A 26,839-nucleotide genomic window follows, 5' to 3' on the forward strand; every position below is an offset into this window, starting at 1 on the left:
TCTCCGTCTCAGCTCACCCGCACGCGCGGGTCGAGGCGCACGTACACGATGTCAACGAGGAAGTTGGCAACGAGCACGGCGGCCGTAATGGTGAGGAAAATGCCCTGCATGAGTGGGTAGTCCAGCCCCTGCACGGCGGCGAGCAGCTGATAGCCCACGCCCGGGTAGGCGAAGACCACCTCGGTGAGTAGCGCGCCTCCCACGATGAAGCCGAAGGACATGCCGAAGGCGGTGACGCTGGGCAGCATGGCGTTGCGTGCGGCGTAGCGGAACATGATGCGGTTGTTCGTCAGGCCCTTCGCCTCGGCCATGAGGATGTAGTCCTCGGCGGTCGTGGCGATCATGGTGTTGCGCATGCCGAGCATCCAGCCACCGATCGAGACCAGCACGATGGTCAGTGCGGGCAGGAACAGGTGTGTGGCGACGCTGGAGACGAAGGTCCAGGACAGGTCCGGCGTCATTCCGGCGTCGAAGGCGTGCCGGATGGGGAACCAGCCGAGCACGACCCCGAACAGGTAGAGCGCCGCCATGGCGAGCCAGAAGTAGGGGAACGAGCCCACGAAGACCAGAATCGGCGGGAAGACTGAGTCCAGGACTCCGCCGCGTCGCCAGGCCGCGAGGATGCCCAGGAGGTTGCCGATCAGGACGGCGATCACCAGGGCGGTGCCGCCGAGCAGGAGGGTCCAGCCGATCTGGCTTCCGATGACCTCCGAGACGGGGGTGGGAAAGCGGGAGATCGATACGCCCATCTGACCGGTGAAGATGTTCTGCACGTAGGTGAGGTACTGCTGCCAGATCGGCCGTTCGTCCAGGCCGAACAGCTGGCGCAGCTGCTCGATCTGGTGGGGCTGCATCTTGTTCGCCGCCTGGGCGAACATGCGGGTGACGGGGTCGCCGGGCATGAACCGAGGCAGGAGGAAGTTGAGGGTGATCGACACCCAGAAGGCGAGGAGGTAAAAAGCCAACCGCCGCACTATGAATCGCACTGGTTGTGCTCCGTTCTTGACATGGCTATCGGGCGGATGCCGGTGCCCGACAGCCGCAGAGGGCGGCACCCCGCGAGGGGGTGCCGCCGAGCGCTACTTCGTGACGGGTTCCAGGCTGGTCAGCACGAGAACCGTCGTGGGGGACTTGGTGGAGAGCGTCGCGTACGGGTCGCTGGCCGTGGGCCATCCGGTGAAGCGGGTGTCGGTGAACATCCCCCATTCCGGACCGGCGAACAGGGGGATGACCGGCGCATCGGCGTCGAACTGGGCCTGGAGTCCGTTTACGGCCTCGGTCTGGGCCGCCGGGTCGGAGCTGGCGGCGAAGGTCGCGAGCAGGGCGTCCGCTTCCGGGCTGGCAAAGCGGTGGTAGTTCTCGAAGGTCTTCTCGCCGACCGGTTTCACCGTGTCGGTTGACATGACACCGCGGTAGAACTGGTACGGGGTCGGGGCGTTGTTGCTCCAGACGATTCCGGTGTCGAAGCTGCCGTCCTCGTAACTCGCTGAGACCGTGGGCCAGTCGGGTGAATCGACCTTCGCGGTGATGCCGACCTCGGCAAGGTTCTGCGAAATGATGGTGGCCGCGGAGAGCCAGTCCGACGAGGCGGAGCCCACCGAGATGTCCAGGGTGAACGGGGACCCGTCCGGAAGCGTGCGGGTGCCGTCGGCGCCGAGAGGGTAGCCGGCGGAGTCGAAGAGCGCATTGGCTGCGTCGACATCGTGATTCGTCCAGTCGCAGGATGCGGCGATGTCGGCATCCACCCAGGTCGTGTACGCGCCCGAGAGGCCCGTGCAGTCGGCCGGAGACGTGTAGCCGTTCATAGCGATGTCGGTGACCTGCTCGCGATCCACGGCCATGCTCAGCGCCTTGCGCACGTTGACGTCGTCGAAGGGAGCCTTGGTGGTGTTCAACTGCCAGTTGATCATCGAGCCCGTGGACGGGAACCAGAACTGGCGGTGTTCAGGGTCTTTGGCGACGAAGGACTTCTCGATGTCCGGCATGAACTGATAGGCCCAGTCGACCTCGCCGTTGACCGCGGCGAGGTTGGCACCGTCGTTGCCGGCGAAGGCGAGCATGCGGATGCCCGCGATCTTCTGCTTCTCCGGCTGCCAGTAGTTCGGGTTCTTGCCGAGGTCGAAGCTCTGGCTCTGGAAGCTGGTGACCTCGGTGTACGGCCCGGTTCCCACCGGGGTGCCGTTGGTGTCCTTGGCGGGGTCGTCGATCTCCTTCCAGATGTGCTGGGGAACGATGATCTGCTGGCCGATTTCGTACAGGGCGGGGGAGTAGGGGCGGTTCAGGATGAACCGCACCGTCTGGTCGCCGTCTGCTTCGACACTGTCGAGGTAGTCGAAGCCGCCGAGAAGTTCCTTCTGCAGCTCGAAGGTGTACGCGACATCCCCGGCGATCATGGGTTCACCGTCAGACCAGGTGACGCCGTCGCGCATGGTGAACGTGAGCACGAGCCCGTCATCGCTCGCGACCCAGTCGGTGGCCAGCCACGGGGTGGTTCCGCCGTCGGCCGGGTTGTACACGAGCATCGATTCGTAGACAGCCTGCTGCGTCATCGGTGCCGCGTTGGGAGTGAACGGGTTGAAGTTGCGGGAGAACGTGCCCATGTCCTCGCGCGGGATGGTGAGCAGCTGGTCGCCGGAGGTGTCGATGGCGTTACCGCCGGCAGTGCACCCGGCCAGCAGCACGGCACCGGTGAGAACCGCGGCCAAAGCCATGGCCGATCGGCTCTTTCGTATGGAGTGTGGCATTATGATTGTGTCCTTTCATCGACGCTGAGCGCGTGGTGGGGTGGCAATGCGTCGGTCTGATTCGCAGTCAGACCGACGCACGTTCAAGCAGCGGACAGTCGATCAGCATCCGGTTGGTGCTGAGCGGTTCCCCGGCTATGAGCCCAGCGAGCATCGTGACGCCCATGGCGCCCATTTGCTCGAAGGGCAGCGCCACCGTCGTGAGGCGGGGGCGAAGAAATTGGGAGATGATCTCCTGGTTGTCGAAGCCGACCACGGCGATGTCCTGCGGGATGCGCAAGCCGCGCTCCTTGATGGCGTCGTAGGCGCCCATTGCCATGCGGTCGTTGCCGCAGAAGAACGCCGTGGGCGGCGCAGGAGAGTCCAGCAGGGCGGCTGCGGCGTCGTAGCCGCCGTCGGCCAGGGCGTGCCCGTAGACGATCAGTGCGGGGTCGACGGTGATGCCGGCTTCGGCGTGGGCGCGGTCGAAGCCCGCGCGGCGACCGAGGGCCGCGGGCATGGCGGGATCGAGGTTGATGAACGCAATCCGGGAATGCCCGGCGTCGAGCAGGCGCTTGGTGGCGCGGTAGCCGCCGATCTCTTCGTCCGGGACCACGCACGGGAACCGGTCCTCGGGGTCGAAGCAGTTGATCAGCACCGTGGGAACCTCGAGGGCTGCCGGCGGCAGCGTGACGGCGCGGTGCCAGGTGGTGGCGTAGATGAGTCCTTCCACGCGCTGTTCGAGCAGTTTCTCGATCGCGGCCGTCTCCATGGCCTGGTCGCCCTCGCTCGAGGCGATCAGCACGAACTTGCGTTCGTCCCAGGCCTTGTCCTGCACGCCCTTGATGATGTCCACGGCGAACGGGGCGGTGACGATTTCCGTGATGAGGCCGTACCAGTCGCTCTTCTGTGCGGCGAGGGCCTGCGCTCCGGCGTTGGGCCGGTAGCCGAGAGCGTCGACGGCCTCGAGGACACGTTGCCGCGTGCTGTCGGGGATGTTGGCGTTCTCGCGATTGCTCAGCACGAAGGAGACCGTGGTGCGCGAGACGCCGGACCGGGTCGCGACATCCGTCATCGTCACGTTGCGGGCCCGCTTGATCGCCATCTCCCACTGCCTTTCGTCATTGAAGTGCTAACGGCGACTATCTCGCGTTACTAACGCGCGTTAGTCGGTGACACAACATTAGCGACCGCAATTCAGCGGTGTCAAGACCCCCCGTAAATCTGGGCTCGGCGGCGGCTCAGGCCAGGATCGCCGCGACCTCGGCCAGCGACGGCATCGAACTCGTGGCGCCGGCACGGGTCACCGAGATCGACGACGCGACGGTGGCCCAGCGCACGGCGTCGATCATCCGTTCTTCGGAGATGGCGGCGGCGGACAGCTCGAGTGGCAATCCGAAGGCGGCCAGCCGAGCCACCAAAGCTCCCACGAAGGTGTCGCCGGCCGCGGTAGTGTCCACCGCCTTCACCGGACGTGCGGGTGCCAGACCCACGACGGTGCCGTCAAAGGCGAGAACACAGCCCCCGGCGCCGAGCGTCACGATCGCCCAGGTTCTGTGGGCGCTGAGCAGCTCGGCGGCCCGAACGGGGTCGGCCTCGCCGGTCAGCTCGGTGGCTTCGATCTGGTTGGGCACCACCAGGTCTACCGACCCGACGAAACCCTCCGGCAACGGCAGTACGGGAGCCGGGGTGAGCACGGTGAACACTCTGTTCGCCCGGGCGATGCGGATGCCGGCCACAAGCGCCGACACCGGCAACTCGCACTGCATGACCAGGAACCTGGCCTGCGCGATGGTGGCCTCCTGCTCAGCGTCGAGCGCGGTCACGGTCGCGTTGGCCCCGGAGACCACGACGATCGAGTTCTCGCCGGAGTCCAGCACCGAGATGTGCGCGGTGCCGGTGGGCTCCGGCACGTCGGCCAGGCCGCGCGCGCCGATCCCGTGCAGGGCGAGGACACCGCGGAGCTCGGTGCCGTTGGCGTCGTTGCCGACCGCGCCCATGAAGTCCACCGCTCCGCCCTGCCGTGCCGCGGCCACGGCCTGGTTCAGCCCCTTGCCGCCCGGCACGGTGCTGTACCCACTGCCGAACATGGTCTCGCCGGGCTTGGGCAGCCGGGGCTGCCGCACCACAAGGTCCATGTTGGCGCTGCCGAGCACGGCGATCCGGTTGGTTATGGTCGTCGCGGGGCTGGAGGTGGAGCTCGAATCGTTCACCCGCCCAGTCTGACGGATGCCGGTGTGCGGGCCAGGCGCCGCTGGGCCCGTGGCGCGCCACCCGGGCAGCGGCGCCGGCCCCGCCGCTCACGAACCATACGACATGTCTCCGTGCGACAATAGGAGCGTGAGCTCTGCAGACCAGCACGGTGACGCCGAGACGCGAGCGTCCGGCAATGCTTCGCCAGCCGAGGCCCGGCCCGGCGCGGACGTGGCCCCCGCGGCAACCCCGATTCCCGTCGAACCCACCGAGACCGTCGTCGCGGAGCAAACGCTCGTCGTGCGTCGCTCGCCGCGCTACATGAGCTTCATGATCGTGGGTGCCGTCATCGGCGCCCTCCTGGCACTGGTGCTCACGGTGAGCTACCCGCAGAACCCCGAGTTCGACCCGGCCCAGGTCTTCGGGTTCCTTCTCCTGGGCGGCGTCGCGATCGGCGTCGCGGTCAGCTGCCTCGTCGCGATAGTGCTCGATCGAATCGTCGGGCGCTCGGCAACCACCGTCGTCGTCGATAGACTTGACGCGAACATCACACGCGCCTTCGAGGCTCCGGATCCTGGATCCGACCCCCAACCTTCCAACGAGAATTCCTAGTAAAGGGGCTGCGGCTTGGCCGGTGGCGACGGACGACTGAATCACGATCTTCTTCCTGGCGAGAAGGGCCCGCAGGATGCCTGCGGAGTCTTCGGCGTCTGGGCTCCCGGTGAAGAGGTGGCCAAGCTCAGCTACTTCGGGCTGTACGCCCTCCAGCACCGCGGCCAGGAATCGGCGGGCATCGCCACGAGCGACGGCTCGAAGATCCTCATCTACAAGGACATGGGCCTGGTCTCCCAGGTCTTCAACGAGGCCTCGCTGAGCACCCTGCTCGGCCACCTCGCGGTGGGTCACACCCGCTACTCGACCACCGGGTCGTCGAGCTGGCAGAACGCCCAGCCCACCCTCGGCCGCACCGCCACTGGCACCGTCGCGCTCGGCCACAACGGCAACCTCACCAACACCGCCGAGCTGCTCGAGCTGGTGCGCGAGCGCTACCCCAAGGTCGACGGCGAACTCGCCCGCGGCAACACCACCGACACCGCCGTGATCACCGCCCTCCTCACCGGCGACCTCGACCACAGTCTCGAAGCCACCGCCATGGAGGTGCTCCCGCGACTGCGCGGCGCCTTCTGCCTGGTCTTCATGGACGAGACCACCCTCTACGCCGCCCGCGACCCGCAGGGTGTTCGACCCCTGGTGCTCGGCCGGCTCGAGCGTGGCTGGGTCGTCGCCTCCGAGACCGCCGCCCTCGACATCGTCGGCGCCAGCTTCGTACGCGAGGTCGAACCCGGCGAGCTCATCACCATCGACGAGAACGGTCTGCGAACCCAGCGTTTCGCCGAGGTCAAGCGGGCCGGATGCGTGTTCGAGTACGTCTACCTCGCCCGGCCGGACACCACCATCGCCGGCCGCGGCGTGCACGAAGCCCGGGTCGAGATGGGCCGCCAGCTCGCCGCGGAGTACCCCGTCGAAGCGGACCTCGTCATCCCCACCCCAGAGTCCGGCACCCCGGCGGCGATCGGCTACGCGCAGGCGTCCGGCATCCCGTTCGGCCAGGGCTTGGTGAAAAACACCTATGTGGGCCGCACCTTCATCCAGCCCTCCGAGACCATCCGCCAGCGCGGTATCAAGCTCAAGCTGAACCCGCTCAAAGAGGTCATCAAGGGCAAGCGGCTGATCGTCGTCGACGATTCGATCGTGCGCGGCAACACCCAGCGCGCCCTGGTCAGCATGCTCCGCGAGGCCGGTGCCGCCGAGGTGCACGTGCGCATCTCCAGCCCGCCGATCACCTGGCCGTGCTTCTACGGCATCGACTTCGCCTCCCGCGCCGAGCTGATCGCCACCGGCCTCGGCGTCGACGAGGTCAGGCAGGCCATCGGTGCCGACTCGCTCGGGTATCTCTCCGAGGACGGCATGATCGCGTCCACCGAGCAGCCCCGCGAGAGCCTCTGCACCGCCTGCTTCACCGGCGTGTACCCCATCAAGCTGCCTGAGACCCAGCACCTGGGCAAGAACCTCCTCGAGCGCGATGTCTCCTCCAACGGCTGTGACCCCGGTCCGGACGCCGAGTTCGAGAGCGTGCTCACCCCTGACTCGAAGCGGGCCACCGTGCTCGTCGAACACAGTCAGGTCCCGTTCGGCGATCCCGGAAGACCAGAATGAGCAACGCAACCTACGCCGCAGCCGGAGTCGACACCCACGCGGGTGACCTCGCGGTGTCCCTGATGAAAAAGGCCGTCTCGGCCACCCACGGCCCGGAGGTCCTCGGCGGTTTCGGCGGGTTCGCCGGTCTCTACGACGTCTCCTTCCTCACCACCTACAAGCGCCCGCTGCTGGCTACCTCCACGGATGGCGTGGGCACCAAGGTCGCCATCGCCCAGGCGCTCGACAAGCACGACACCATCGGCCAGGACCTGGTCGGCATGGTCGTCGACGACATCATCGTCGTCGGCGCGCGCCCGCTGTTCATGACCGACTACATCGCCTGCGGCAAGGTCGTTCCCGAACGCATCGCGGCGATCGTCGAGGGCATCGCCACGGCCTGCGCCGCGACCGGCACCGCCCTCGTCGGCGGCGAGACCGCTGAGCACCCCGGCCTGCTCGGGCCGGACGACTATGACGTCGCGGGAGCCGCGACCGGTGTCGTCGAGGCCGACCAGGTCCTCGGCGCTGAGCGGGTCCAGTCCGGCGACGTCGTCATCGCGATGGCCTCCTCCGGGCTGCACTCCAACGGTTTTTCGCTCGTACGGCACATCCTGGCGGCGCGTGGCGTCGGCTACACAGACACCGCCGCCGAACTCGGCGGCGTCATCGGCGAAGCGCTCCTTGAGCCCACCCGGCTCTACACCGGACCCCTGCTCAGCGTGCTGGCTGACCCCGAACTGGCCGGCGTCGTCCACTCGCTCAGCCACGTCACCGGCGGCGGCATCGCGGCCAACCTGGCCCGGGTGCTGCCCGTCGGCAGCTGGGTCGAGGTCGACCGGTCCACCTGGTCGCCCGACCCCGTCTTCAGGGTACTCGGCGACATGGCCGGCACCACGCTGGAAAGCGCCGAAGGCACCTGGAACCTCGGCGTGGGTATGTTCGCCGTCGTCGCGGCCAACGCCGCGTCATCCGTCATCGCCCGACTCAAGTCTGAGGGCGTCCCGTCCTGGGTCGCCGGCCGCGTGTCGATGGCCCCGCACGACCTCACCGGCTTCGAACAGGGTGCCAAGGGCGTCAACGGCGGCGCCGTGCGCCTCGTCGGCGGCTACGCCGCGTAGCCACCGCATCCCGGCGCGGTCGTCCTCGTCGCGTGCAGTACCTCGCGGCGCGCGTTGAACACTTGTCTATCGCGCGCCGCGAGACAGGTCCGCCAGGGCGAGCGGATTCCGCCGGCGAACGGCCGAGGCCGCGCACGCTGGGAGTTGCCCGGAAGCCGGTCGATGGGCGCGCCACAAGAACATCCGCACACAGAGATGTGCGCGGATGTCAGCGAGTCGAGCTAGGCGCGCTTCTTCTCGTCTTCGGTGTCGTAGTGGTCGACGTAGTCGTCCGGCTCGTCAGCCGTCGTCTTGTTCGCTTCGTACTCCGGCCACTTGGCCAGGTCCTCGTCGAGACGCGGGTCGGTCACCGGATGCCCGGTGAGCTCGCGTTCAAGCGCGTTGTAGTTGGTGTCCGGGCTGAAATACTTCAGCTCGCGGGCAACCTTGGTGTGCTTTGCTTTTTGACGGCCGCGCCCCATGCGTGACCCCCTAACGATGCCAGGCCGGGTGAGTGATGAGTCACCCGGGAGTTGCCGAACGGAATAGTGAAATCTAGCCGCTAGTTTAGCATGGTGGGCCTGACGCCCCGATGACGCGGTTCACGGTCGGAACCCGAGGGATGAGGACGAATGGTGAACGCCACGGCCGTGCCGGTGGTGATCATCGGTTCCGGGCAGGCCGGGCTGTCGGTGGCCTACCATCTCAAGCGGTTCGGGCTCAGTGCGGGGCGCGACTTCGTCATCTTCGACCGTGGCACGGATGCCGGCGGCGCGTGGCAGTTCCGCTGGGAGTCCCTCCGCCTCGGCGCGGCCCACCGGGTCAACGACCTGCCGGGCCTGTCCGAGCTCGGCCTGAGCTTTGAAACTGCCGACCGCTCCCGCCCTGCCCGCGACGTGGTAAGCGAGTACTACCGACGATTCGAGGAACACTTCGAGTTGAACGTCGTGCGACCGGTCACCGTGCGGTCGGTGTTCAACCGGCGTGCCGACCTGGTCGTGCGCACCAGCTCGGAGCACTACGGCGACCGCGAGACCCTGGCCGGGCTGCTGGTCAACGCCACGGGCACGTGGGGTGCGCCCTTCGTGCCGCATTATCCGGGCGCCGGGTTGTTCACCGGCCGTCAGCTGCACACCAATGGGTTCCGGGATGCCGCTGAGTTCGCCGGCCAGCGCGTTGTGGTCGTGGGCGGCGGCACATCGGCCATCGGATTCATGCTCGAGCTGGAGCAGGTCGCTGCGAACCTGACCTGGACGTCCCGTCGCCCTATCGACTGGGTGCACACCGAGCGCCTCGATCTCGAGGGAGCGTCGGCCGCGGTGGCCATGCAGGACGAAGCCGCCCGCAACGGCCGGGCCCTGCCGAGTATCGTCAGCGGCACCGGTGTGCCGGTCAGTCGCCGCATCCAGGCAGGAATCGACCGGGGCACCCTCGTGGCCCGGCCGATGTTCGAGGCTCTCGAGGAGACCGGTGTGCGCTGGACGGACGGCACGTTCAGCGAAGCGGACGCTATCATCTGGGCGACCGGATTCCGGCCGGAGGTGCGCCACCTGGCCCCGCTCAAGCTGCGTGACAAGGCCGGCGGCCTCGTTGTCGGTGCCGGCTCGTCCTGGACGGACCCACGGATCTTCCTGGCCGGCTACGGTCCGCAGGCCAGCACCATCGGCGCCCGCCGGGCGGGCCGCGTGATCGCCCGGCAGGTCATGGCCCTGCTCTAAGTGAGGCAGGCCCGACACCGCTGGTCGGGCCGCCCACCGCTGGTCGAGCCTGTCGAGACCTACTTGCGCTTCCGCCGGTTCGGGTTCACCGGTCGTGCCCGCGGCTTCATCGGCGGGCTGGCCGGGCTCGACTTGGGTCCCACATTCTCGGTCTGCACCGCAACACTCGTCGTGTCCACGGTCACCGGCGCGAGGGGCCGGCGCGGGATCGGGTGCGAACGCACGGGCTCGCCACGGCGCTCCTGCCCGGGGATCGGTCGGGACCGGCGTCCGTAGATCAGCTCGGAGGAGTCCAGCAGCCACGGCACCAGGGCGATGGTCACACCGTGCACGAGCATCAGCTTCTGGCGCAGGCGACGGGCCTTGTGGTTGTGCAGCAACGACTCCCACCAGTGCCCGACGATGTAGATCGGCGTGTACACGGTGACGACCTCGGAGCCGTACTCTTCGCGGCGGTCCTTGATGTAACAGATCAGCGGCCAGCTGATGTCGCGGTACGGCGAGGCCACGATGTTCAGCGGCACCTGGATGTTCTGCTTGGCCCAGTCGATGATGAGGTTCTCGGTCTCCTCCTCGTCGATGGACACGTGCACGGCCTCCAGGCTCACGTGCCGCGCGGCGATGGCGTAGTCGAGGGCCTTGAGCACGGGCTTCTGCATCTTGCCCACGAGCACGATGGCGTGGTCGCCCTGCGAGCCGAACGTCGTGATCGGGTCGACCTCGATCTCCTTGGCCACGTCGCGGTAATACCTGTTGACACCGATCATCAGCACGAACAGGATCGGCATCATCAGGAACACCAACCAGGCACCGTGGGTGAACTTGGTGATCGTCACGACGATCAGCACCACTCCGGTGAGCAGGGCGCCGAAGCCGTTGATCGAGAGGCTGCGGATGATCGAACCCCGGTTGGGTGGATTGGTCTTGAGCAGGGTCAGCCAGTGCTTGACCATGCCCGTCTGCCCGATGGTAAACGACACGAAAACGCCGATGATGTACAGCTGGATCAGCACCGTGAGGTTGGCCTGGTAGATCACGATGATCACGATGGCGGCCAGGGCGAGCAGCACCACGCCGTTGGAGTAGATCAGGCGGTCGCCACGGGTGCTCAGCGACTTGGGCGCGTAGGAGTCGCGGGCCAGGACGCTGCCGAGCAGCGGGAACCCGTTGAACGCCGTGTTCGCCGCCAGCAGCAGGATCAGGGCCGTGGCGCCCTGCAGCACGAAGAACATCAAGGAGTTGTTGCCGAAGGTGGCGGCGGCGATCTGGGCGATCAGGCTGCGCTGGGGTTGTGTGGCGCACTCCGCCCAACCGATCAGGTCGCAGGGGTTCTCCGCGTAGTGCACCTTGGAGAACAGCGCCAGCGCGGTGAGGCCGACGAAGAGCACAATGGCGATGCCGCCCATCAGCGTCAGGGTGATCTGGGCGTTCCTGATCTTGGGCCGCTTGAACGCGGGCACGCCGTTGGCGATGGCTTCCACACCGGTCAGGGCGCTGCAGCCGCTGGCGAAGGAGCGCAGCAGCAGCAGGATGAACGCCGTCTGGGCGAGGTTGTGCGCCTCCACCTCGAAACCGGCCGATTCGGCTACCGGCGCGTCGCCCAGGGCCACGCGGCCAAGGCCCACGACGATCATCAGCAGCACGCTGCCGATGAACAGGTAGGTGGGCAGGGCGAAGGCCTTACTCGACTCGGCGACACCGCGCAGGTTGACGGCGGCGAGCACGATCACGAAGACGACGGCCAGTTCCACCCGCAGCGGGGCCAGCCCGGGTATCGCCGAGATGATGTTGTCCACGCCACTGGACACCGAGACGACGACGGTCATCACGTAGTCAACGAGCAGCGCGGATGCGACGACGAGGCCGGCCTTCTCGCCGAGGTTCTTGGAGGCGACTTCGTAGTCGCCGCCACCGTTCGGGTAGGCCTTGATGAGCTGGCGGTACGAGGCCACCACGACCACCAGGAGCAGCACGACCACGGCTGCCACCCAGGGCGCGAAGCTCAGGAAGGCCAACCCGCCGAGGGTCAGGATCATCAGCAATTCCTGCGGAGCGTACGCGACGCTCGACAGCGGGTCGCTGGCGAAAATCGGGAGCGCCAGGTGCTTCGGAAGCAGCTGCCCGTCCAGGTGTTCGCTGGCGAGCGGTTCGCCGATTATCCACCGTTTCGGTGATCGGGCTTCGGGTGCTGGGGGGTTCCCCTCTGGTGTCACGAGGGATGACACTACTCCGATGCACCTCACTGTCAAGTTGTCGGCAGATTGACAGGATCAGCCTGGCGTTTTGGCAGCAGCGGGCCCATCGGGCGTAAGGACCGTTCCGGCTGGTGGGCGCGCAGTTCCGCGAGCGATGCGAGCCGGTCCGGGCGCCGATTCGGCACCCGGACGCTCCCAGCCGGCGTGCAGGTTACCGCTTGAGCGAGTCGCGGATGCTCGCGCGCACCAGATCCAGCTGGCGCCGCAACTCCGGCACGGTCTCGCTCGGCATCGTCGAACGGTACGCCTGCGTGCGCAGGTCAGCGCGCATCTGCTGCCGGAACTCGTTGAGCACCATGTCGGCCTCCCGCAGCGCGAGGTTCGCGTCTCCGGTCGGTCGGGCATCCGCCGTGGACTTGGTCGGCTCTGGCGCCTTCTGCCGTGCGGCGGAGGCGAGGTCGGCTCGCAGGCTCTTCATGGCCTCCGTGACGCCCGTGCGCACCTCGTCGGCCAGTCGCCGCACCGAATCGGTGACCTCGTTCTCGATGCTGGCCAGGTCGTCGGCGCGGGCGGCCAGTTCGGCGCGGCCGGCGTCGGTGATCTCGTAGACGGTCTTGCGGTCACCCGCCGTCTTGGTCACCAGGCCCTCCTCCTCGAGCTTGGCCAGCCGCGGGTAGATGGTGCCGGCGCTCGGACTGTAGGTGCCGCCGAACCGGTCGCTCAGGGCCTGGATCAGCTCGTAGCCGTGCCGGGGTCGCTCGGCCAGCAGGCTCAGCAGGTACAGGCGCAGGCTGCCGTGGGCGAAGATCGGGGTCATGACGACGCTCCGTCGCCCGCGGTGTTGGTGCTGCCGGTGCTGCCGGCGTCGTTGACGCCGGCGCCCTGACGGCGCACCACCGAGATGTTGCCGGAGACCGAGTTCGCCCGCAGGTCCAGCCAGGCGCCGTTGAGGTCGCCGGTGCTGCCGTCGTAGCCCTTGCCGAGGGTGCCGCGAATGGTCTGGTTGTCCAACTGCAGCGTGCCGGAGACCGTGTTGATCTTGTAGCGGGTGGGCACGTCCGCGCCGACTCGCACGGTGAGGTTGCCACTGACCAGATTGGTGGAGATCTGGTCCGGCATGCCGGCAATGTCGAGGAACACCGCACTGGTGACGCCGTCGACAGTGAATCGGCCGATGTCCCCGCTCGCGGTGATGTCGCCGGAGACCGTGTGCGCCACGATGTTGCCGGTGTGGTTCCGCACCGACATTTCTCCGTTCACGCCGTTGAGCTCGAGGTCGCCCACGATGTCGTCGACGACCAGGTCGCCGGACACGGTGCTGAGCTTGGCGTCGTTGCGGAGCCCCGTGACGAGGGCGTCCGCGGTGACCACACCGAACTTCATGGCCACATCGCGCGGCACGGTGACGCTCACCTCGGCCTTGGCGCTGCCGCGGAACGAGGCGAAAACGTCGATGAAGTTGTCCCAGCGCAACTGGGGGTGGTCGATCTCGAGGGCGTCGTCGACGACCGAGATCTTGAGGTCCTTGCCGGAGACGCTGTGCACCTCGATGCGTGCGCCCGGTTCGTCGCTGCCGATCACATCGATTTTTCCGCCGATCAGGCCCACTTTGAGCGAGCGGACCAGCTCGACGTCGATGATCTTGGTCTGCCCAGGGGCGACCAGCCATTTTTCCTGCGTCATAGTCTTCTCCTTCGCGATATATCGCGTTCAATGAATCTCAAGATATATCGCGTGTGGGCGTGCGGCAAGCCCCTCACGGCAAACCCGAAGGTGGCCGGATCCGCAAACCGACGGTCGCCGGCTCAGTAGGGGAAGATTGCGAGCCAGTCGCGGTTGTGCGCGTGCACCAGCACGAGGAAGACCACCAGGTCGAAGAGCAGGTGCACGCAGACCACGTAGGTGAGCGACTTCGTGATCGAGAAGGTGTAGCCCTGCAGAAGGGCGAACGGGATCGTCAACAGCGGTCCCCAGCTGCGGTAGCCGAGTTCCCAGAGGAACGAGACGAAGATCACCATCTGCAAGAGGTTCGCCGTCCAGAACGAGAAGTGCCTCCTGAACAGGGCGAAGACCAAGCAGATGAAGAACAGTTCGTCCCAGATCCCCACGAACCCCACGCCCACGAAGAGCCGGCCGAGTTCATCGGGGGCGCTGATGCTCGGCCAGTTCAGGTAGGCGCCCGAGCGGATGAAGTAGCTGGGCAGGATGAGGTAGCCCAGCAGCAGCACGCCCACCAGGTACCAGCGCTCCAGGGTCGTCCAGCGCTGGCCGGTCTTGATCGGGAACCACACCTGCCGGTCCCCGAACGCACGCCGTGAGATGAGATAGGGCACGGCCACCGCGGCCGAGAGCACCACTCCCATCAGCGCCATATTGGGGTAGCTGATGTCCGCCTCTACCGAAATGGTGCTGATGATGAGCAGTCCGACCGCGATCAGGAGCAGGTCGCGAAACAGGGCCCGGTCCACCAAGACAGCCACGACCAGTGCCGCCGCGAGCGTCGCGTAGCCGGGCAGTGGCAGACGCAAGGCGAACAAAAGCACCGCGGACGCCGACACCAGGGCCGCCGCCAGTAGGCGAAGGGCCGGTGACGCGGCTGCCCGTCCCGGCGTCGCTGGGGCATCCACTACGGCTTCGTTTCCCATCGTGCAATTCTGGCCGAAACCGCCGTCAGGGTAAATGGCAACCCTGCCGGACGGGGCCATCCGGCAGTAGGTTCGGGGAATGGTGAACCCCACACATCCAGCGGATGCCCGCCGGCACGACAGTCTCGAGCCCGTCGACAACGGTCACCTCGATCCCGTCGCCCTGGCCGCCCGCCTCATCGCGATCGATTCGACAAATCCAGACCTCGTGCCCGGCGGAGTCGGCGAGGCCGAGATCGCCGCCTGGTGCGCCCAGTGGCTGTCCTCACGCGGCTTCGAGGTGCACCGCCTGGAGGAGCGGGCCGGTCGGCCGTCCATCGTCGGCATCAAGCGCGGCACCGGCACTGGCGGTTCCCTGATGCTCAACGCCCACCTCGATACCGTCGGCGTCGCGGGATACGAGGGCGATCCGTTCTCGGGCGAGCGGCACTCCGGCCGACTGCACGGTCGCGGAGCTTTCGACACCAAGGCCGGCGTGGCCGCCGTGCTGGTCGCCGCGGACCGGGCCACTCTCACCCCGCTGGCCGGCGACGTGCTGGTGACCCTGGTCGCCGACGAGGAATTCGGCAGCCTCGGCACCGAGGAGGTGCTGCGCCGGTTCACCGCCGACGCTGCGATCGTCGTCGAGCCGAGTGAACTCAGCCTCACGGTCTGCCATCGGGGCTTCGCCTGGTTCGAACTCACCCTGCACGGGCGGGCTGCGCACGGATCGATGCCCGGTCAGGGGGTGGACGCCATCCGGCATGCCGGCATGGTGCTGCACGGCCTCGACGAGCTGCGAACCGGCCTCGAGCAGAAGCCCGCTCATCCGTTACTCGGCCACGGCACGGTGCGGGTTGCCATGATCGCCGGCGGCACGGATGCGGCCACGGTCGCCCCGAGCGCCACCCTCACCATCGAGCGGCGCACCCTGCCCGGCGAGACCCCGGAACTCGTCGAAGCCGAGCTGCGCCACCTGCTCGACCACCTGGCCGCGACGACCGCCGACTTCCGATACGACCTCACCAGGCTCGTCGCCCGCGGCGCGTTCGAGGCGGACCCGGCCTGGCCCATCGTGCGGCTGCTCGACGAGCAGGCCGAGCGGGTGCTCGGCCGCCTCGTGGTGCAACGCGGCGAGCCGTTCTGGACCGACGCCGGCCTGGTCCGTGAAGCGGGCATCCCGTGCCTGCTCTTCGGCGTCGACGGTTCCGGGGCGCACGCCCCGGTCGAATGGGCCACGGAGAGGTCGATCCATCAGCTCGCCGAAATTCTCGAAGACACCATCATCGCGTTCTGCGGCTGAGCCCGGCCGGTCACAGTTGACCTTGACGTAACGTCAAGATTTATCGTGGACGGTGTCGGGCATCCGCTCGGCAGCCTGAGGAGGAGTAGCACCGACCGATGGACCACTCGATCCAGGACATCGCCCGGCTGGCCGGAACCACGAGCCGCACTCTGCGTCACTACGGCGCCGAGGGACTCCTGCCACCGAGCCGGGTTGCCGCCAACGGCTACCGCTACTACGACGACAGGGCACTCGTACGGCTGCAACGCATTCTGCTGCTGCGCGAGTTGGGTCTCGGCCTGCCCGCGATCCGCGCGGTGCTCGACCGCGAGACCGACGAAGCGGCGGCCCTGCGTGCCCACCTGGGCTGGCTCGAGCAGGAGCAGCAGCGGCTGCAGCGCCAGATCCGGTCGGTGCACACCACCATCACCGCACTGGAAGGAAAGGACCAGCTCATGGCAGAGACGATGTTCGACGGCTTCGACCACAGCATCCACAAAGAGGAGGTCGAGCAACGCTGGGGCGCGGACGCCTACGCCAGCGGCGACAGCTGGTGGCGGGACATGACCGCCGCCCAACGTGCCCAGTGGCAGGCCACGACCGCCGCGCTCCAGGCCGACTGGCGGGATGCCGCCGAGCGGCAGGTCGCCCCGGACGGCACCGAGGCGCAGCAGCTGGCCGGGCGGCACGTGCAATGGCTCGACGCCGTGCCCGGCATCCCGCGAGAGAACGGCCGCCCCGCGGCCGCATACGTTCGCGGGCTCGGCGAGATGTACGTAGCCGACGACAGGTTCGCGGCCCACTACGGCGGCCAGGCCGGCGCCGGCTTCGTGCGCGATGCCCTCGCGGTCTACGCGGCCCGTACCCTCTAGTCCGCTCCGCCCCGCGCATCCGCTCCGCACATCCCGCGAAAGCGGTCGTGTGGTCACCTCCGCCCGCTGTGGTGACCACAAGGCCGCTTTCGCGAGACGTCAGGCGGGATCGAGCGCGGGGGCCGTCGACGGGCGCCGGCTGCGGTCCCGGGCGAACAGGGGCAGCGTCCACTGGCAGAGCGGCCCCACCAGCACGGCGAACAGCACGGTGCCCAACCCCACGTTGCCGCCGAGTACCCATCCGGTCGCCAGAACCAGGCCCTCGATGCCGGTGCGCACGGCCCAGATCGGCCAGCCGGTGCGGGTGTGCAACCCGGTCATCAGGCCGTCGCGCGGGCCGGGTCCGAGCCCAGCGCCGATGTAGATGCCCGAGGCGACGGCCAGCAGCAGCAGGCCGGCCGCGAACAGCAGCACGCGCAACCACAGGGCCAGGTCGGCGGGCACCAGCCACAGGCCCACATCCGCCGATGGGCCGACCAGCAGCGCGTTCATCACTGTGCCGAGGCCCAGTCTCTGCTTGAGCGGAATCCAGAGCAGCAGCACAATGCCGCTGATGATGGTGGTGATCACCCCGAAACCGAGGTGCAGGTGCCCGTCGAGACCCTGGGTCAGCACGTCCCACGGGGCCACCCCGATCGCGCCGCGCACGATCAGCGCGATGCCGATTCCGTAGAGGAAGAGGCCAATAGCGAGCTGAATCACACGTCGGGTCATAAGAGTCAATCCAATTGCATCCAGTCCCTGGGCTCAAGTAGCCAATTTGCCTATAGTGGCTTCATGTCGTCGAACCAACTCAGCGCCCGCACCCTGGAGTCCCTGCTGGGCGACTGGCGCACCGGTGGCAGCGCTTATCGAGCGCTGGCCGACCGCATCCGCCTGCTCACCCTCGACGGCCGCATCCCCACCGACAGCCGGCTGCCGGCCGAACGCGATCTCGGCACCAGGCTGGGCCTGAGCCGAACCACGGTCACCGCCGCCTACCGGCAGCTCCGCGACGCCGGCTACCTGCACAGTGTGCAGGGCTCGGGCAGCGTCGCCCGGCTGCCCGGGGTGTCTGTCGCAGCGGATGCCGCGGCACCCGGCGCGGTGCTCGACCTGGGCCAGGCGGTACTGCCGGCCTGGCCCGGCCTGGCCGAGGTGGCCGCGCTCGCCGCGGCGGACCTGCCCACGCACCTGACCGGCTCCGGCTTCGACCCGGTGGGGCTGCCCGAGCTGCGCGAGGCCATTGCCGACCGTTACCGGGCCAGGGGGCTGCCCACCGAGCCGAACCAGATCATGGTCACCGTGGGCGCCCAGCACGCCATCGCCCTGCTCGCCCGGGTGCTGATCAACCGGGGCGACCGGGTGCTTGTCGAGACACCCACCTACCCGCACGCCTACGAGGCCCTGCGGGCGGCCGGCGGTCGCCTGATGCCGGTGTCCGTCACGGCCGCACTGCCCGGCGCAGACGCCGGTTGGGATGAACCAGCGCTGCTGCAGACGATCCAGCGCAGCAACCCGGTGCTCGGCTACCTGATGCCCGACTTCCAGAACCCCACCGGGCAATCGATGCCAGTGGCCCAACGCGAACGGGTGCTGGCCGCCGCCGCCCGCCAGGGCACCGTGCTGATCAGCGACGAGACCATCGGCGAACTCGACATCGACCGGGCCGGCGAGTTCGGCCCGTTCGCCGCGTCGGCCGACCCGGACCGGCCCGACCTCGCGGTCACCGTCGGGTCGGTCGGCAAGACGGTCTGGGGCGGCCTGCGGGTCGGTTGGATCCGGGCCGACCCCGGCCTGATCCGCAAACTGGCCGCGGCCCGGCTGGCCAACGACCTCGGCACACCGGTGCTCGAACAGCTCATCGTCACCCGGCTGCTGCGGCAGCTCCCAGACATCCTCGAATCCCGCCGGCTCCTGCTGCGGGCGGGCCGGGACCGGCTCGTGTCCGGCCTGTCCGAACGGTTCCCCGACTGGCAGCTGCCGCGGGTCGACGGCGGCATCACCTTGTGGGTCAACCTGGGCCGGCCGGTCAGCTCACAGTTGGCCCTCGCCGCCCGCGCGCAGGGGGTGTTGTTGCCGGCCGGTCCGCGCTTCGGTATCGATGGGGCGTTCGAGAGGTTCCTGCGCATCCCGTTCTGCTACGGTCCGGCCGAGATGCCGCGTGCCCTCGACGCCCTCGCGCTGGCCTGGGAATCGTTGCTGCGGCATCCGCTGCCCGACACCGGCTACCTCGCCGACGTGGTGTGATCCGACCGTAATCGGACCGTCACATCCGGGGCCCTAGGTCCCTCTGGTTGCAGGCAGTGCAATGGGATACTGATCGGGTGTATTTTCTCTCGGTCCTGAGCATGAAGAACCGGGCGCTCATTGCGCTCATCACCATCGTCGCGGCCGTTTTCGGCTCCCTTGCGCTGACCAGCCTCAAGCAGGAGCTGATCCCCTCCCTGCAGCTGCCCACGCTGCTGATCTCCACAAGCTACCCGGGTGCCTCGCCCGAGGTGGTCAACGATGATGTGTCGACGCCGATCGAGACCGCGATCCAGGGCATCGAGGGGTTGGAGTCCACCTCCACGACCAGCAGCACGAACTCGTCGCTGGTCAACGCCACGTTCACCTACGGCACCGACCTCGTCAAGGCCGAATCGAAGATCAGCCAGGCGATCAACCGCATCAAGACCACGCTGCCCGCCGACGTCGACCCCCAGGTGATCAGCGGCAGCATCGACGACTTCCCGGTGCTGTCCCTGGCGGTATCCGGCGGCGACGCCGACACGGTTGCCGACCAGCTCACCCGCAGCGTGCTCGGCGACATCCGCGACATCGACGGGGTGCGCGATGCAGCCCTCGTCGGTGACATCGGCCAGCGGGTCACCATCACGCCGGATGCCGCGGCCCTGGCCGCGCGCGGCCTCAGCGCGAGCGCCATCCGGGACGCCCTGCAGCAGAACGGGTCGCTCATCCCGGCCGGTTCCCTCACCGAGAACGACACGACCCTCTCGGTGCAGGCCGGCGCCAAGCTCGGCTCCGCCGAGGACATCGCCGCGCTGCCCCTGATCGGCGGCGGGGCTGCCGGACCCGTCTCTATCGGCGACGTCGCCGCCGTCGCGGTGGTCGACAATCCCGTCACGAGCATCTCCAGGGTCGACGGCGAACCGGCCCTGACCATCTCGGTCACCAAGGTGCCGGCCGCGAACACCGTCGACGTCTCGTCGGCCGTGCGCGCCATCCTGCCGCAGCTCGAGGACGCCGTGCCCGGCACGACCATCACCGTGGTCTTCGACCAGGCCCCGTTCATCCAGGAGTCCATCGACGCCCTCACCCAGGAGGGAATTCTCGGCCTGGTGTTCGCCGTCCTGGTGATCCTGGTCTTCCTGTTGTCGGTGCGCGCCACCCTGGTCACCGCGATCTCCATCCCCACCTCGGTGCTGATCACGTTCATCGGCCTGCAGTCGGTGGGGTACTCCCTGAACATCCTCACCCTCGGTGCGCTCACCATCGCGATCGGCCGGGTGGTCGACGACTCCATCGTGGTGATCGAGAACATCAAACGGCACCTGGTCTGGGGCGCTGACCGTGCCGAGACCATCGTGCGCGCGGTCCGCGAGGTCGCCGGGGCCATCACCGCGTCCACCATCACCACCGTCACGGTGTTCCTGCCGATCTCCTTCGTCGGAGGCTCTACGGGGGAGCTGTTCAGGCCGTTCGCGCTCACCGTCACCATCGCGCTGCTCGCGTCGCTGCTGGTCGCGCTCACGATCGTGCCCGTGCTGGCCTACTGGTTCCTGCGCGCGCCCCAACCGGCCGCCGTGCCCGCCGTCGCCGTGCCCGCGGTCACTGCGCCCGCCGTCACCGCCACCGCCCCTGCCGCCACCGCACCGTTCACGACGACAGTCGCCGTGCCCGCCACCCGCAACCGGCACGCGGCGCCCGACGCTGACGGCTTCGACGAACGTGACGCCAGGGAGCAGCCCAGCCGCCTGCAGAAGGGTTACCTGCCCGTCATCGGCTGGACCCTCAAGCATTACGTGGCCACGCTTCTCCTCGCCGCCCTGGTGCTGGTCGGCACCGTCGCCCTGTTGCCCTTCATGAAGGTCAACTTCCTCGGCTCCACCGGCCAGTCCACCTTCCAGGTCAGCCAAGAGCTCCCGGTCGGCACCAGCCTCGCCGCCCAGGATGCCGCGTCCACCGCGGTCGAAGACGTCGTCCGTGGCGTCGAGGGGGTGAGCATCGTGCAGGTCTCCATCGGTGGTGGCAGCGCGTTCGCGGCCTTCGCCGGGGGAGGGTCGTCCTCGAGCACGGTCACCTATTCGGTCACCACCGACGACTCCGCGGATGCCGACGCGGTCCAGGTGGATGTGCGCGACCAGCTCGACGGCCTGGCCGACGCCGGTGAGATCACGGTGACATCCGGCGGTGGCTTCGGCGGCTCCTCCGATATCGAGATCGACATCACGGCCGCGTCCGGCGCCGACCTTCAGACCGCATCCGACGACATCCTCGCCGCCGTCGGCGACCTCGACGCGCTCAGCCAGGCCAGCAGCAACCTCGCCGCGTCACGCCCGTACGTGGCCGTGACCATCGATCGCACCAAGGCCGCGGCGGCCGGGCTCAGCGAACTGGCCCTCGGCACTCTGGTGTCGCAGGCGATGCAGCCGAGCATGATCGGCGGGGTCGTGATCAACGAGGCCACTCTGTCGGTGTACCTGCAGTCGGGCTTGTCACCGGCCACCACTGCCGAGCTTGCCGCCCTGCAGATTCCTACCCTGGCCGGCCCGGTTGCGCTGGACACGCTGGCCGCCGTGCAACAGGTCGACGGCCCGTCCACCCTCACCACCACCAAGGGGCTGCGCACGGCCACGATCTCGGCCACCCCCAGCGGCGACGATCTCGGCACCGCGACCGCGCAGGTCTCCACGGCCCTGGCCGACACCGACCTGCCCACCGGCGCCACCGCCACCCTCGGCGGGGTGTCGGCGGACCAGACCGACGCGTTCCAGCAACTGGGCATCGCGATGCTCGTCGCCATCCTGATCGTCTACATCGTCATGGTCGCCACCTTCAGGTCGTTGCTCCAGCCGGTCCTGCTGCTGGTGTCGGTGCCGTTCGCGGCGACGGGGGCGATCGCACTGCAGGTGATCACGGGCATCCCGCTCGGTGTCGCGTCGCTGATCGGCGTGCTGATGCTGATCGGCATCGTCGTCACCAACGCCATCGTGCTGGTCGACCTGGTCAACCAGTACCGTCGCCGGGGCCAGAGCGTCCATGACGCCCTCGTGCACGGGGCGTCACGCCGGCTGCGGCCGATCCTGATGACGGCGCTGGCCACCATCTTCGCCCTACTGCCCATGGCGGTCGGGCTCACCGGACACGGCGGCTTCATTTCCCAACCGCTTGCGCTGGTGGTGATCGGTGGCCTGGTCTCCTCGACCGTGCTGACCCTGGTCGTGCTGCCAGTGTTGTACCTGGTGGTCGAGGGTGGTCGGGTGAACCGGAGGTTGCGGCGTTCCGTGCGCTGAATCAGCCGCTGACCAGGCCGATGCCGATGTTGATCCCCCGGTCGGCGAAGAAGGGTTGCGGGTCGATGGCGGTGCCGTCGACCCGCACTTCGATGTGCAGGTGGCAGCCGGTCGAGGCGCCGGTGTCGCCCACCGATGCGATCACCTCGCCGGCCGTCACGCTCTGGCCGGCAACCACGAGCGTGGCCCCGTCCGCGATGTGCGCATACCCCGTGGTCACTCCGTCGCCGTGATCGATCAGCACCCAGTTGCCGTAGGTGCCGAGCCGGCCCGTCTGGGCGACGATGCCGGCGTTGGCGGCATAAACCGGGGAGCCGCACGCCGCGGCGAGGTCGGTACCGGAGTGAAACGGGAGCACGCCGGGTAACGGGAGTTCCGGCCGGGGACCGAAGCCGTCGGTCAGGCTTCCCACGGCGGGAGTGGCCCATCCCGTCAGGCTCAGCCGCGCCCCGAGAATGCCGGCCAGTTGGCTGGTCGCCTGGTTGGCGCGGCCGGCGGAGGCCTCGGCGGAGGTGGCCAACGCCGTCTGCGCATCCAGGCTTGCCGTGCTGAAGGCCGTGGTGGCCTGACTCAGCGACACCTCGGCAGCAGCGAGGGCGGCCTGTTTCTCGGCGAGCGGAAAGTCCACGGTGGCCGCCTGCGCGGTGCCGAGGTCGGCCTGCAAGGCCTGCGCCCGGTGGACGTCCCGGTCGACGCGGGTGCGGATCGTGCTCAGATTGCCGGTCAGGTCCGCGATCCTGTCGACGTTCCCCAGCCGGGAGAGCAGATCCGCTGAGCCCTCGTCGCTCAGCAGGGCATCCAGGGTCGCCGTCCCGGTGCCCTTCTGCACAATCGTGCGCACCAGGGCGGCGAGCGCCCGGGTCGACGACTCCGCCTGCACGGCGGCTGCATCAGCCAGCGCACGCACCTGCTCGAGCCGGATGAGGGCGGCGGTCTGGTCGGCCAGGGTCGCCGCCAAGTCGAGCCGTGCGGCGTCGTAGACAGCCTGGGCCCGGTCGCGACCGGTCTCGGCGGCGGCGAGGGCGGATGCTGCCCGGGCAGCATCACGGGACGGCGCAACCACCGTGGGGTTCGGCGGCGCCGCCGGCCGCCCCGACGTGCGGGGGCCCGCCGGAGGAACCGGGTTCGCCGGCGGCACTGTCTCATTCTGCGGCGGGGTGGGCGGGGCGGGTGGAGCGGGCGGATCGGTGGGAGGAACAGCTGGGGGAGCGGGCGGGTCCGTGGGCGTGGGCGTGGGCGTGGGTTGACTGGGCGGGTCCGTGGGCGAGTCGGTCGGCGGAGGGGTCGCGTCCGGGCCCGGCGGCAGATCGGGGATTGCCGGATCGGAGGGGCCGGGAACCGGGGCGCTAGGGGGCTCGGGAGACGGCGACGGCACCGGTGGGATATCCGGATCCGACGGCGGGTCGATCGGTGTATCCGTTGGCGTCGGGGCCGGACTGGTCGGTGAGGGTGTCGGCGCGCAGGCCGGAGGGGCAGTCGGGGTCGGCGTTGGCGTCGGAGTGAGCGTCTGAGCATCCGTGGGTGTGGGGGCGCCCGTTGGTTCGACGGCGGCCGTGCCGGCGGCCTGTGCCGACGACGGGCAGAGAGAGGATGACGCACCCGCCGTGAGTACGCCGGCGCCGAGCACCAGCACGCTCACGATGGAGGCCAAACGCACGACGGTTGTTCGTCGCCGGCGCGCGGGCACGACGCGCTGTGCGCTGACACCGTGCGACGTCGTGGCCATATACGCTTCGCAATCCAGAGCGGTCGGGAGCCAGCCGGTCTGCCGGCGAGTGGCGCCAGTATCGCACCGCCTCCCGTAGGCCGCAACGCTCCGACTCGAGCGGTGACCCGGCCTGCAGAACCCGCCTCGTTATCACGACAAAGTGTGATGAAGGGAACCGGATTGGACACAGAATCCCGGTATGCGACCGTTTCTCCCGATAGACGTCCGTCGCGCTCAGGCGCCGTCGAGATGCTCGCGCAGAAAGGCTGATACCTCGTCGCGCATGGCCGCGTCGAGGATGCCGATGGAGTGCAGACTGCCCGGCACGGTGACGAGCCGGTTGACGATGCCGAGGTCGCTCAGATCGTCGGCGAACCCGCTGGACTGGCTCAGCGGGATGAACTCCTCGGTGGACGATCCGATGAAGACGGGCGGGTCCGTGCGGTCCAGCGCCCGGACGGCGGAGGCATCCACTGCCGCGTCACAGTCCAGCAACGAGGCACAGTCGAGGTAGTCGAGCACGATCTGTTCGAGCCCCGACGAACCTCCGGCCACGACAATGCCGTCGTAGCTCAGGTCCACTGGACCTGAAAGCTCGGCGACCGCCGCCACCCGGCTGCCATCGGTCAGTGATCCGCTGCCGCGGGTGCCGAGAAGGGCTGCCAGGTTGCCGCCGGCCGAGCCGCCGAACGCACCGATCCGATCGGGGTCGATGCCGTAGCGGTCGGCGTTGGCGCGCATCCATTCGACGGCCAGGCCCAGGTCGTCGATGGCGGCCGGAAAGCTCACATCAGGGACCAGCCGGTAGTTCACCGAGTACGCCACGAATCCCTCGGACGCGAGCCATTCGCACACGTTGCGCCAGTCAGCGTTGCCCTTGTCGCCTCGGGCCCAGCTGCCGCCGTGGACGGAGAGCACGGCGGGGCGCCGCTCGGTCTCGGTGGCAGTCCCCGTGGTGGACTCTGCGGTGGGGTCCGCTTCGGTTGCCGCTGTGGTGGTCGGGTCCGTGGGCGTGATCCCGGCGGGGACCTCGGCCGGCGCGGCCGCGGCCGCGGCATCGGTGGCCGTGGCATCAGCATCGGCGTCGCCGGCGCCGGCGCTGGCCGACACGGCGTCGTTCGGCGGCGAGCAGACGTCCAGGGTGAGCTGGGTGCCGTCGGGCTGGGTGGCGTAGACCACGTCTTCGTCGATCACCGCGTCGCCGGGCGCGGTGAACGTACGGATGCCGACAACCGCGGTGGTGTCGACCTCACTGGCGGTGCCGCCGGCCTGGGCGGGGGCCACCGGGCGCAGGTTCCAGTGCAGTCCGCCGAGCAGGGCGGTGGCAACGACGGCCATCCCTCCGGCGTACGCGACGAAGAGAACGAGAAAGCGTCGGGAGCCTAGTCCGATGATGCGGCGACCGGTGCTCACGGATGCTCCTGAATGCGCTGGGTGCGGGTACACCCGAGAATAGATCGGACCGGCCTGGCCTGCTAATCCGCGGGCGCCGCGGAGCAGTCCGGGCGCGTCGCGCTCAGCGGTTCGACAGTGCAGTCAGCCGGCCGGGACGCGGGGGCGTGGACGCGTCAGGCCGGTGCCGGAACGTCGCGGGTGATCCCCGGGCTCAGGGCGGCGATCATCCGGGTGATATCGAGGGCCGCCGCGCTGGCCGCGACAATGGCTTCCGCGCCCAGCTCCCGGTGTTCGTGGATCGCCAGGGTCACCGCGGCGGCGGCCTCCTCGGCCGCCGTCAGGGTGTCCAGGCTCGGTGTCCCGGTGTTCCATTCGTTCACCAGGGTGGCCGTCGCCCGCACCGCGGCACTGAGCGGCGGCCGCAGCACATCCGGCAGTTCAACCGGAACGGGTGTGCCCCAGGCCGCCCCGGCGAGGACATCGGTGAGGTCGCGCACATAGAAGGTCGCATTCTCGAGGGCCGCGAGGTCGTCGTAGTCGCTGCTGAGATCGTGCGGGCGGATGCGCGCCCGTGGGTTGATCCGGCGACTCTCGTCGGCCTCCGCCAACGCGCGCCGCACGGCGGTGCTGGTGCTGGCCAGCGTGGCACCCTGCTCGGACCACTCGCCCTCCTCCGGCGGCCAACTCCCGTCCATCGCATCGGCGAGGGAACCCAGGTGCAGCCCGAGCGCTTCGCGCAGCCTCGACAGCTCCTTCATCGCGGCGTTCACCCGCAGCGGCGGCGCGACCAGCAGGTTCACCGCCAAGCCCACCACGATGCCCAGGCTCATCTGCGAGACGTAGCCGATGGAGTAGCCGTCGGCGTTCGGGCCGCCCACGATCAGCACGAACAGTCCCGCGATGGGCACGTATTCCCGTCCGGCGCCCAGCTGCCGGATCCCTCCGAACAGGATGCCGATTCCCACCACGAGCGAAACCGTCAGCACGCTGGGTTCGCTGAAGATGATCACCGCGGCTGCCAGGCCGATGCCGATCACGAGTCCGGCGAGGGTCTGCGCGGCGTTCTTGATCGAGCCCATCAGGGTCGGGAAACTCGCCACGATGACCCCGAGCGGTGCGTAATAGGGGTAGTCGTTGGCGACGCCGGGCATCAGCGGTGCGAGCTTCCACGCGATCGCCACCGCAATCGCCGTCTTCACCGCCTGCAGCAGACGTGGATGTGCGAGAGCAGTCTTCACCAGGCCGCCGGTGGCACGCGGGGAGAGATCGGGAGTGGGCATCGACTGATTCTGCATGATCCCGGCCCTCCCGCCCAATCCCAATCGGCGCCGT

Annotated in this window: 21 protein-coding genes; 8 read left to right on the top strand and 13 right to left on the bottom strand. The window is 68.6% G+C overall.

What is annotated here, in order from left to right; all coding sequences use genetic code 11:
• Window positions 1-8: 8 nt before the first annotated feature.
• The 4 genes from E3T61_RS18820 to E3T61_RS18835 form a co-directional block, all read right to left on the bottom strand.
• Entirely contained in the window at window positions 9-986 is a 978-nt protein-coding gene (locus tag E3T61_RS18820) for an ABC transporter permease (protein ID WP_134642383.1), read from the bottom strand.
• A gap of 93 nt (window positions 987-1,079) precedes the next feature.
• Window positions 1,080-2,711, bottom strand: coding sequence for an ABC transporter substrate-binding protein (locus E3T61_RS18825; protein WP_241992683.1), 1,632 nt, complete (start codon window positions 2,709-2,711; stop codon window positions 1,080-1,082).
• A gap of 100 nt (window positions 2,712-2,811) precedes the next feature.
• On the bottom strand, window positions 2,812-3,828 hold the full coding sequence (locus E3T61_RS18830; protein ID WP_134642385.1) for a LacI family DNA-binding transcriptional regulator: 1,017 nt from the start codon (window positions 3,826-3,828) through the stop codon (window positions 2,812-2,814).
• Between the two features lie 136 nt (window positions 3,829-3,964).
• Window positions 3,965-4,936, bottom strand: coding sequence for a ribokinase (locus E3T61_RS18835; RefSeq protein WP_241992684.1), 972 nt, complete (start codon window positions 4,934-4,936; stop codon window positions 3,965-3,967).
• Window positions 4,937-5,063: 127 nt separating this feature from the next.
• On the opposite strand from E3T61_RS18835, the gene E3T61_RS22110 reads away from it, so the two are divergent.
• From E3T61_RS22110 to purM, 3 genes are read left to right on the top strand one after another with little or no spacing between them, the layout of a single operon-like run.
• Window positions 5,064-5,528 (top strand): hypothetical protein, encoded by a 465-nt coding sequence (locus E3T61_RS22110; RefSeq protein WP_174777049.1) that lies wholly within the window; start codon window positions 5,064-5,066, stop codon window positions 5,526-5,528.
• Window positions 5,529-5,543: 15 nt separating this feature from the next.
• Window positions 5,544-7,133: an amidophosphoribosyltransferase gene (gene purF / locus E3T61_RS18845; RefSeq protein ID WP_134642386.1), complete on the top strand. Its 1,590-nt coding sequence runs from the start codon at window positions 5,544-5,546 to the stop codon at window positions 7,131-7,133.
• Window positions 7,130-8,233: a phosphoribosylformylglycinamidine cyclo-ligase gene (purM, locus tag E3T61_RS18850; protein ID WP_134642387.1), complete on the top strand. Its 1,104-nt coding sequence runs from the start codon at window positions 7,130-7,132 to the stop codon at window positions 8,231-8,233. The genes purF and purM overlap by 4 nt, the downstream gene beginning before the upstream one ends.
• A 221-nt stretch (window positions 8,234-8,454) precedes the next feature.
• Here purM and E3T61_RS18855 read toward each other — a convergent pair whose 3' ends face one another.
• Entirely contained in the window at window positions 8,455-8,694 is a 240-nt protein-coding gene (locus tag E3T61_RS18855; protein WP_134642388.1) for a DUF3073 domain-containing protein, read from the bottom strand.
• Between the two features lie 150 nt (window positions 8,695-8,844).
• Between E3T61_RS18855 and E3T61_RS18860 the strand changes: the two genes are divergently transcribed.
• Window positions 8,845-9,930: an NAD(P)-binding domain-containing protein gene (locus tag E3T61_RS18860; protein ID WP_134642389.1), complete on the top strand. Its 1,086-nt coding sequence runs from the start codon at window positions 8,845-8,847 to the stop codon at window positions 9,928-9,930.
• A 59-nt stretch (window positions 9,931-9,989) separates the two neighbouring features.
• Here E3T61_RS18860 and E3T61_RS18865 read toward each other — a convergent pair whose 3' ends face one another.
• From E3T61_RS18865 to E3T61_RS18880, 4 genes are all read right to left on the bottom strand, one after another.
• Complete coding sequence (locus tag E3T61_RS18865; protein ID WP_134642390.1) at window positions 9,990-12,143, bottom strand: APC family permease; 2,154 nt, start codon at window positions 12,141-12,143, stop codon at window positions 9,990-9,992.
• 193 nt (window positions 12,144-12,336) lie between these two features.
• Window positions 12,337-12,942, bottom strand: coding sequence for a PadR family transcriptional regulator (locus E3T61_RS18870; protein WP_134642391.1), 606 nt, complete (start codon window positions 12,940-12,942; stop codon window positions 12,337-12,339).
• The gene (locus tag E3T61_RS18875; protein WP_134642392.1) at window positions 12,939-13,808 is read right to left on the bottom strand and encodes a DUF4097 family beta strand repeat-containing protein; all 870 of its coding nucleotides are present in this window, start codon (window positions 13,806-13,808) and stop codon (window positions 12,939-12,941) included. Before E3T61_RS18875 ends, E3T61_RS18870 begins: the two co-directional genes overlap by 4 nt.
• 122 nt (window positions 13,809-13,930) lie before the next feature.
• Complete coding sequence (locus E3T61_RS18880; protein ID WP_134642393.1) at window positions 13,931-14,770, bottom strand: CPBP family intramembrane glutamic endopeptidase; 840 nt, start codon at window positions 14,768-14,770, stop codon at window positions 13,931-13,933.
• Between the two features lie 79 nt (window positions 14,771-14,849).
• Here E3T61_RS18880 and E3T61_RS18885 point away from each other — a divergent pair, with 79 nt between their 5' ends.
• Together E3T61_RS18885 and E3T61_RS18890 are read left to right on the top strand one after the other, a co-directional pair.
• Window positions 14,850-16,052, top strand: a complete 1,203-nt coding sequence (locus tag E3T61_RS18885) for a M20/M25/M40 family metallo-hydrolase (protein WP_134642394.1) — start codon at window positions 14,850-14,852, stop codon at window positions 16,050-16,052.
• Between the two features lie 98 nt (window positions 16,053-16,150).
• On the top strand, window positions 16,151-16,906 hold the full coding sequence (locus E3T61_RS18890; protein WP_134642395.1) for a MerR family transcriptional regulator: 756 nt from the start codon (window positions 16,151-16,153) through the stop codon (window positions 16,904-16,906).
• Window positions 16,907-17,005: 99 nt separating this feature from the next.
• Here E3T61_RS18890 and yczE read toward each other — a convergent pair whose 3' ends face one another.
• Complete coding sequence (yczE, locus tag E3T61_RS18895) at window positions 17,006-17,620, bottom strand: membrane protein YczE (protein ID WP_134642396.1); 615 nt, start codon at window positions 17,618-17,620, stop codon at window positions 17,006-17,008.
• Window positions 17,621-17,683: 63 nt separating this feature from the next.
• On the opposite strand from yczE, the gene yczR reads away from it, so the two are divergent.
• Complete coding sequence (yczR, locus tag E3T61_RS18900; protein ID WP_134642397.1) at window positions 17,684-19,135, top strand: MocR-like transcription factor YczR; 1,452 nt, start codon at window positions 17,684-17,686, stop codon at window positions 19,133-19,135.
• Between the two features lie 77 nt (window positions 19,136-19,212).
• Window positions 19,213-22,404 (top strand): efflux RND transporter permease subunit, encoded by a 3,192-nt coding sequence (locus tag E3T61_RS18905; RefSeq protein WP_134642398.1) that lies wholly within the window; start codon window positions 19,213-19,215, stop codon window positions 22,402-22,404.
• A 1-nt stretch (window position 22,405) separates the two neighbouring features.
• On the opposite strand, the gene E3T61_RS18910 is transcribed toward E3T61_RS18905, so the two are convergent.
• From E3T61_RS18910 to E3T61_RS18920, 3 genes are all read right to left on the bottom strand, one after another.
• Complete coding sequence (locus E3T61_RS18910) at window positions 22,406-23,542, bottom strand: M23 family metallopeptidase (RefSeq protein WP_134642399.1); 1,137 nt, start codon at window positions 23,540-23,542, stop codon at window positions 22,406-22,408.
• 804 nt (window positions 23,543-24,346) lie between these two features.
• Window positions 24,347-25,525: an alpha/beta hydrolase gene (locus E3T61_RS18915; protein WP_134642400.1), complete on the bottom strand. Its 1,179-nt coding sequence runs from the start codon at window positions 25,523-25,525 to the stop codon at window positions 24,347-24,349.
• A gap of 155 nt (window positions 25,526-25,680) precedes the next feature.
• Window positions 25,681-26,787, bottom strand: coding sequence for an FUSC family protein (locus E3T61_RS18920; protein ID WP_134642401.1), 1,107 nt, complete (start codon window positions 26,785-26,787; stop codon window positions 25,681-25,683).
• Window positions 26,788-26,839 lie beyond the last annotated feature (52 nt).

The sequence above is a fragment of the Cryobacterium lactosi genome (assembly GCF_004403945.1).
GTDB lineage: Bacteria > Actinomycetota > Actinomycetes > Actinomycetales > Microbacteriaceae > Cryobacterium > Cryobacterium lactosi.

Coding starts and splice junctions, on each gene's coding strand:
- E3T61_RS18880 (WP_134642393.1), bottom strand. CDS start 14,770: ATGGGAAACGAAGCCGTAGTGGATGCCCCAGCGACGCCGGGACGGGCA.
- E3T61_RS18920 (WP_134642401.1), bottom strand. CDS start 26,787: ATGCCCACTCCCGATCTCTCCCCGCGTGCCACCGGCGGCCTGGTGAAG.
- yczE (WP_134642396.1), bottom strand. CDS start 17,620: ATGACCCGACGTGTGATTCAGCTCGCTATTGGCCTCTTCCTCTACGGA.
- E3T61_RS18830 (WP_134642385.1), bottom strand. CDS start 3,828: ATGGCGATCAAGCGGGCCCGCAACGTGACGATGACGGATGTCGCGACC.
- E3T61_RS18875 (WP_134642392.1), bottom strand. CDS start 13,808: ATGACGCAGGAAAAATGGCTGGTCGCCCCTGGGCAGACCAAGATCATC.
- E3T61_RS18870 (WP_134642391.1), bottom strand. CDS start 12,942: ATGACCCCGATCTTCGCCCACGGCAGCCTGCGCCTGTACCTGCTGAGC.
- E3T61_RS18885 (WP_134642394.1), top strand. CDS start 14,850: ATGGTGAACCCCACACATCCAGCGGATGCCCGCCGGCACGACAGTCTC.
- E3T61_RS18860 (WP_134642389.1), top strand. CDS start 8,845: ATGGTGAACGCCACGGCCGTGCCGGTGGTGATCATCGGTTCCGGGCAG.
- purM (WP_134642387.1), top strand. CDS start 7,130: ATGAGCAACGCAACCTACGCCGCAGCCGGAGTCGACACCCACGCGGGT.
- E3T61_RS18855 (WP_134642388.1), bottom strand. CDS start 8,694: ATGGGGCGCGGCCGTCAAAAAGCAAAGCACACCAAGGTTGCCCGCGAG.
- E3T61_RS18890 (WP_134642395.1), top strand. CDS start 16,151: ATGGACCACTCGATCCAGGACATCGCCCGGCTGGCCGGAACCACGAGC.
- yczR (WP_134642397.1), top strand. CDS start 17,684: ATGTCGTCGAACCAACTCAGCGCCCGCACCCTGGAGTCCCTGCTGGGC.
- E3T61_RS18825 (WP_241992683.1), bottom strand. CDS start 2,711: ATGGCTTTGGCCGCGGTTCTCACCGGTGCCGTGCTGCTGGCCGGGTGC.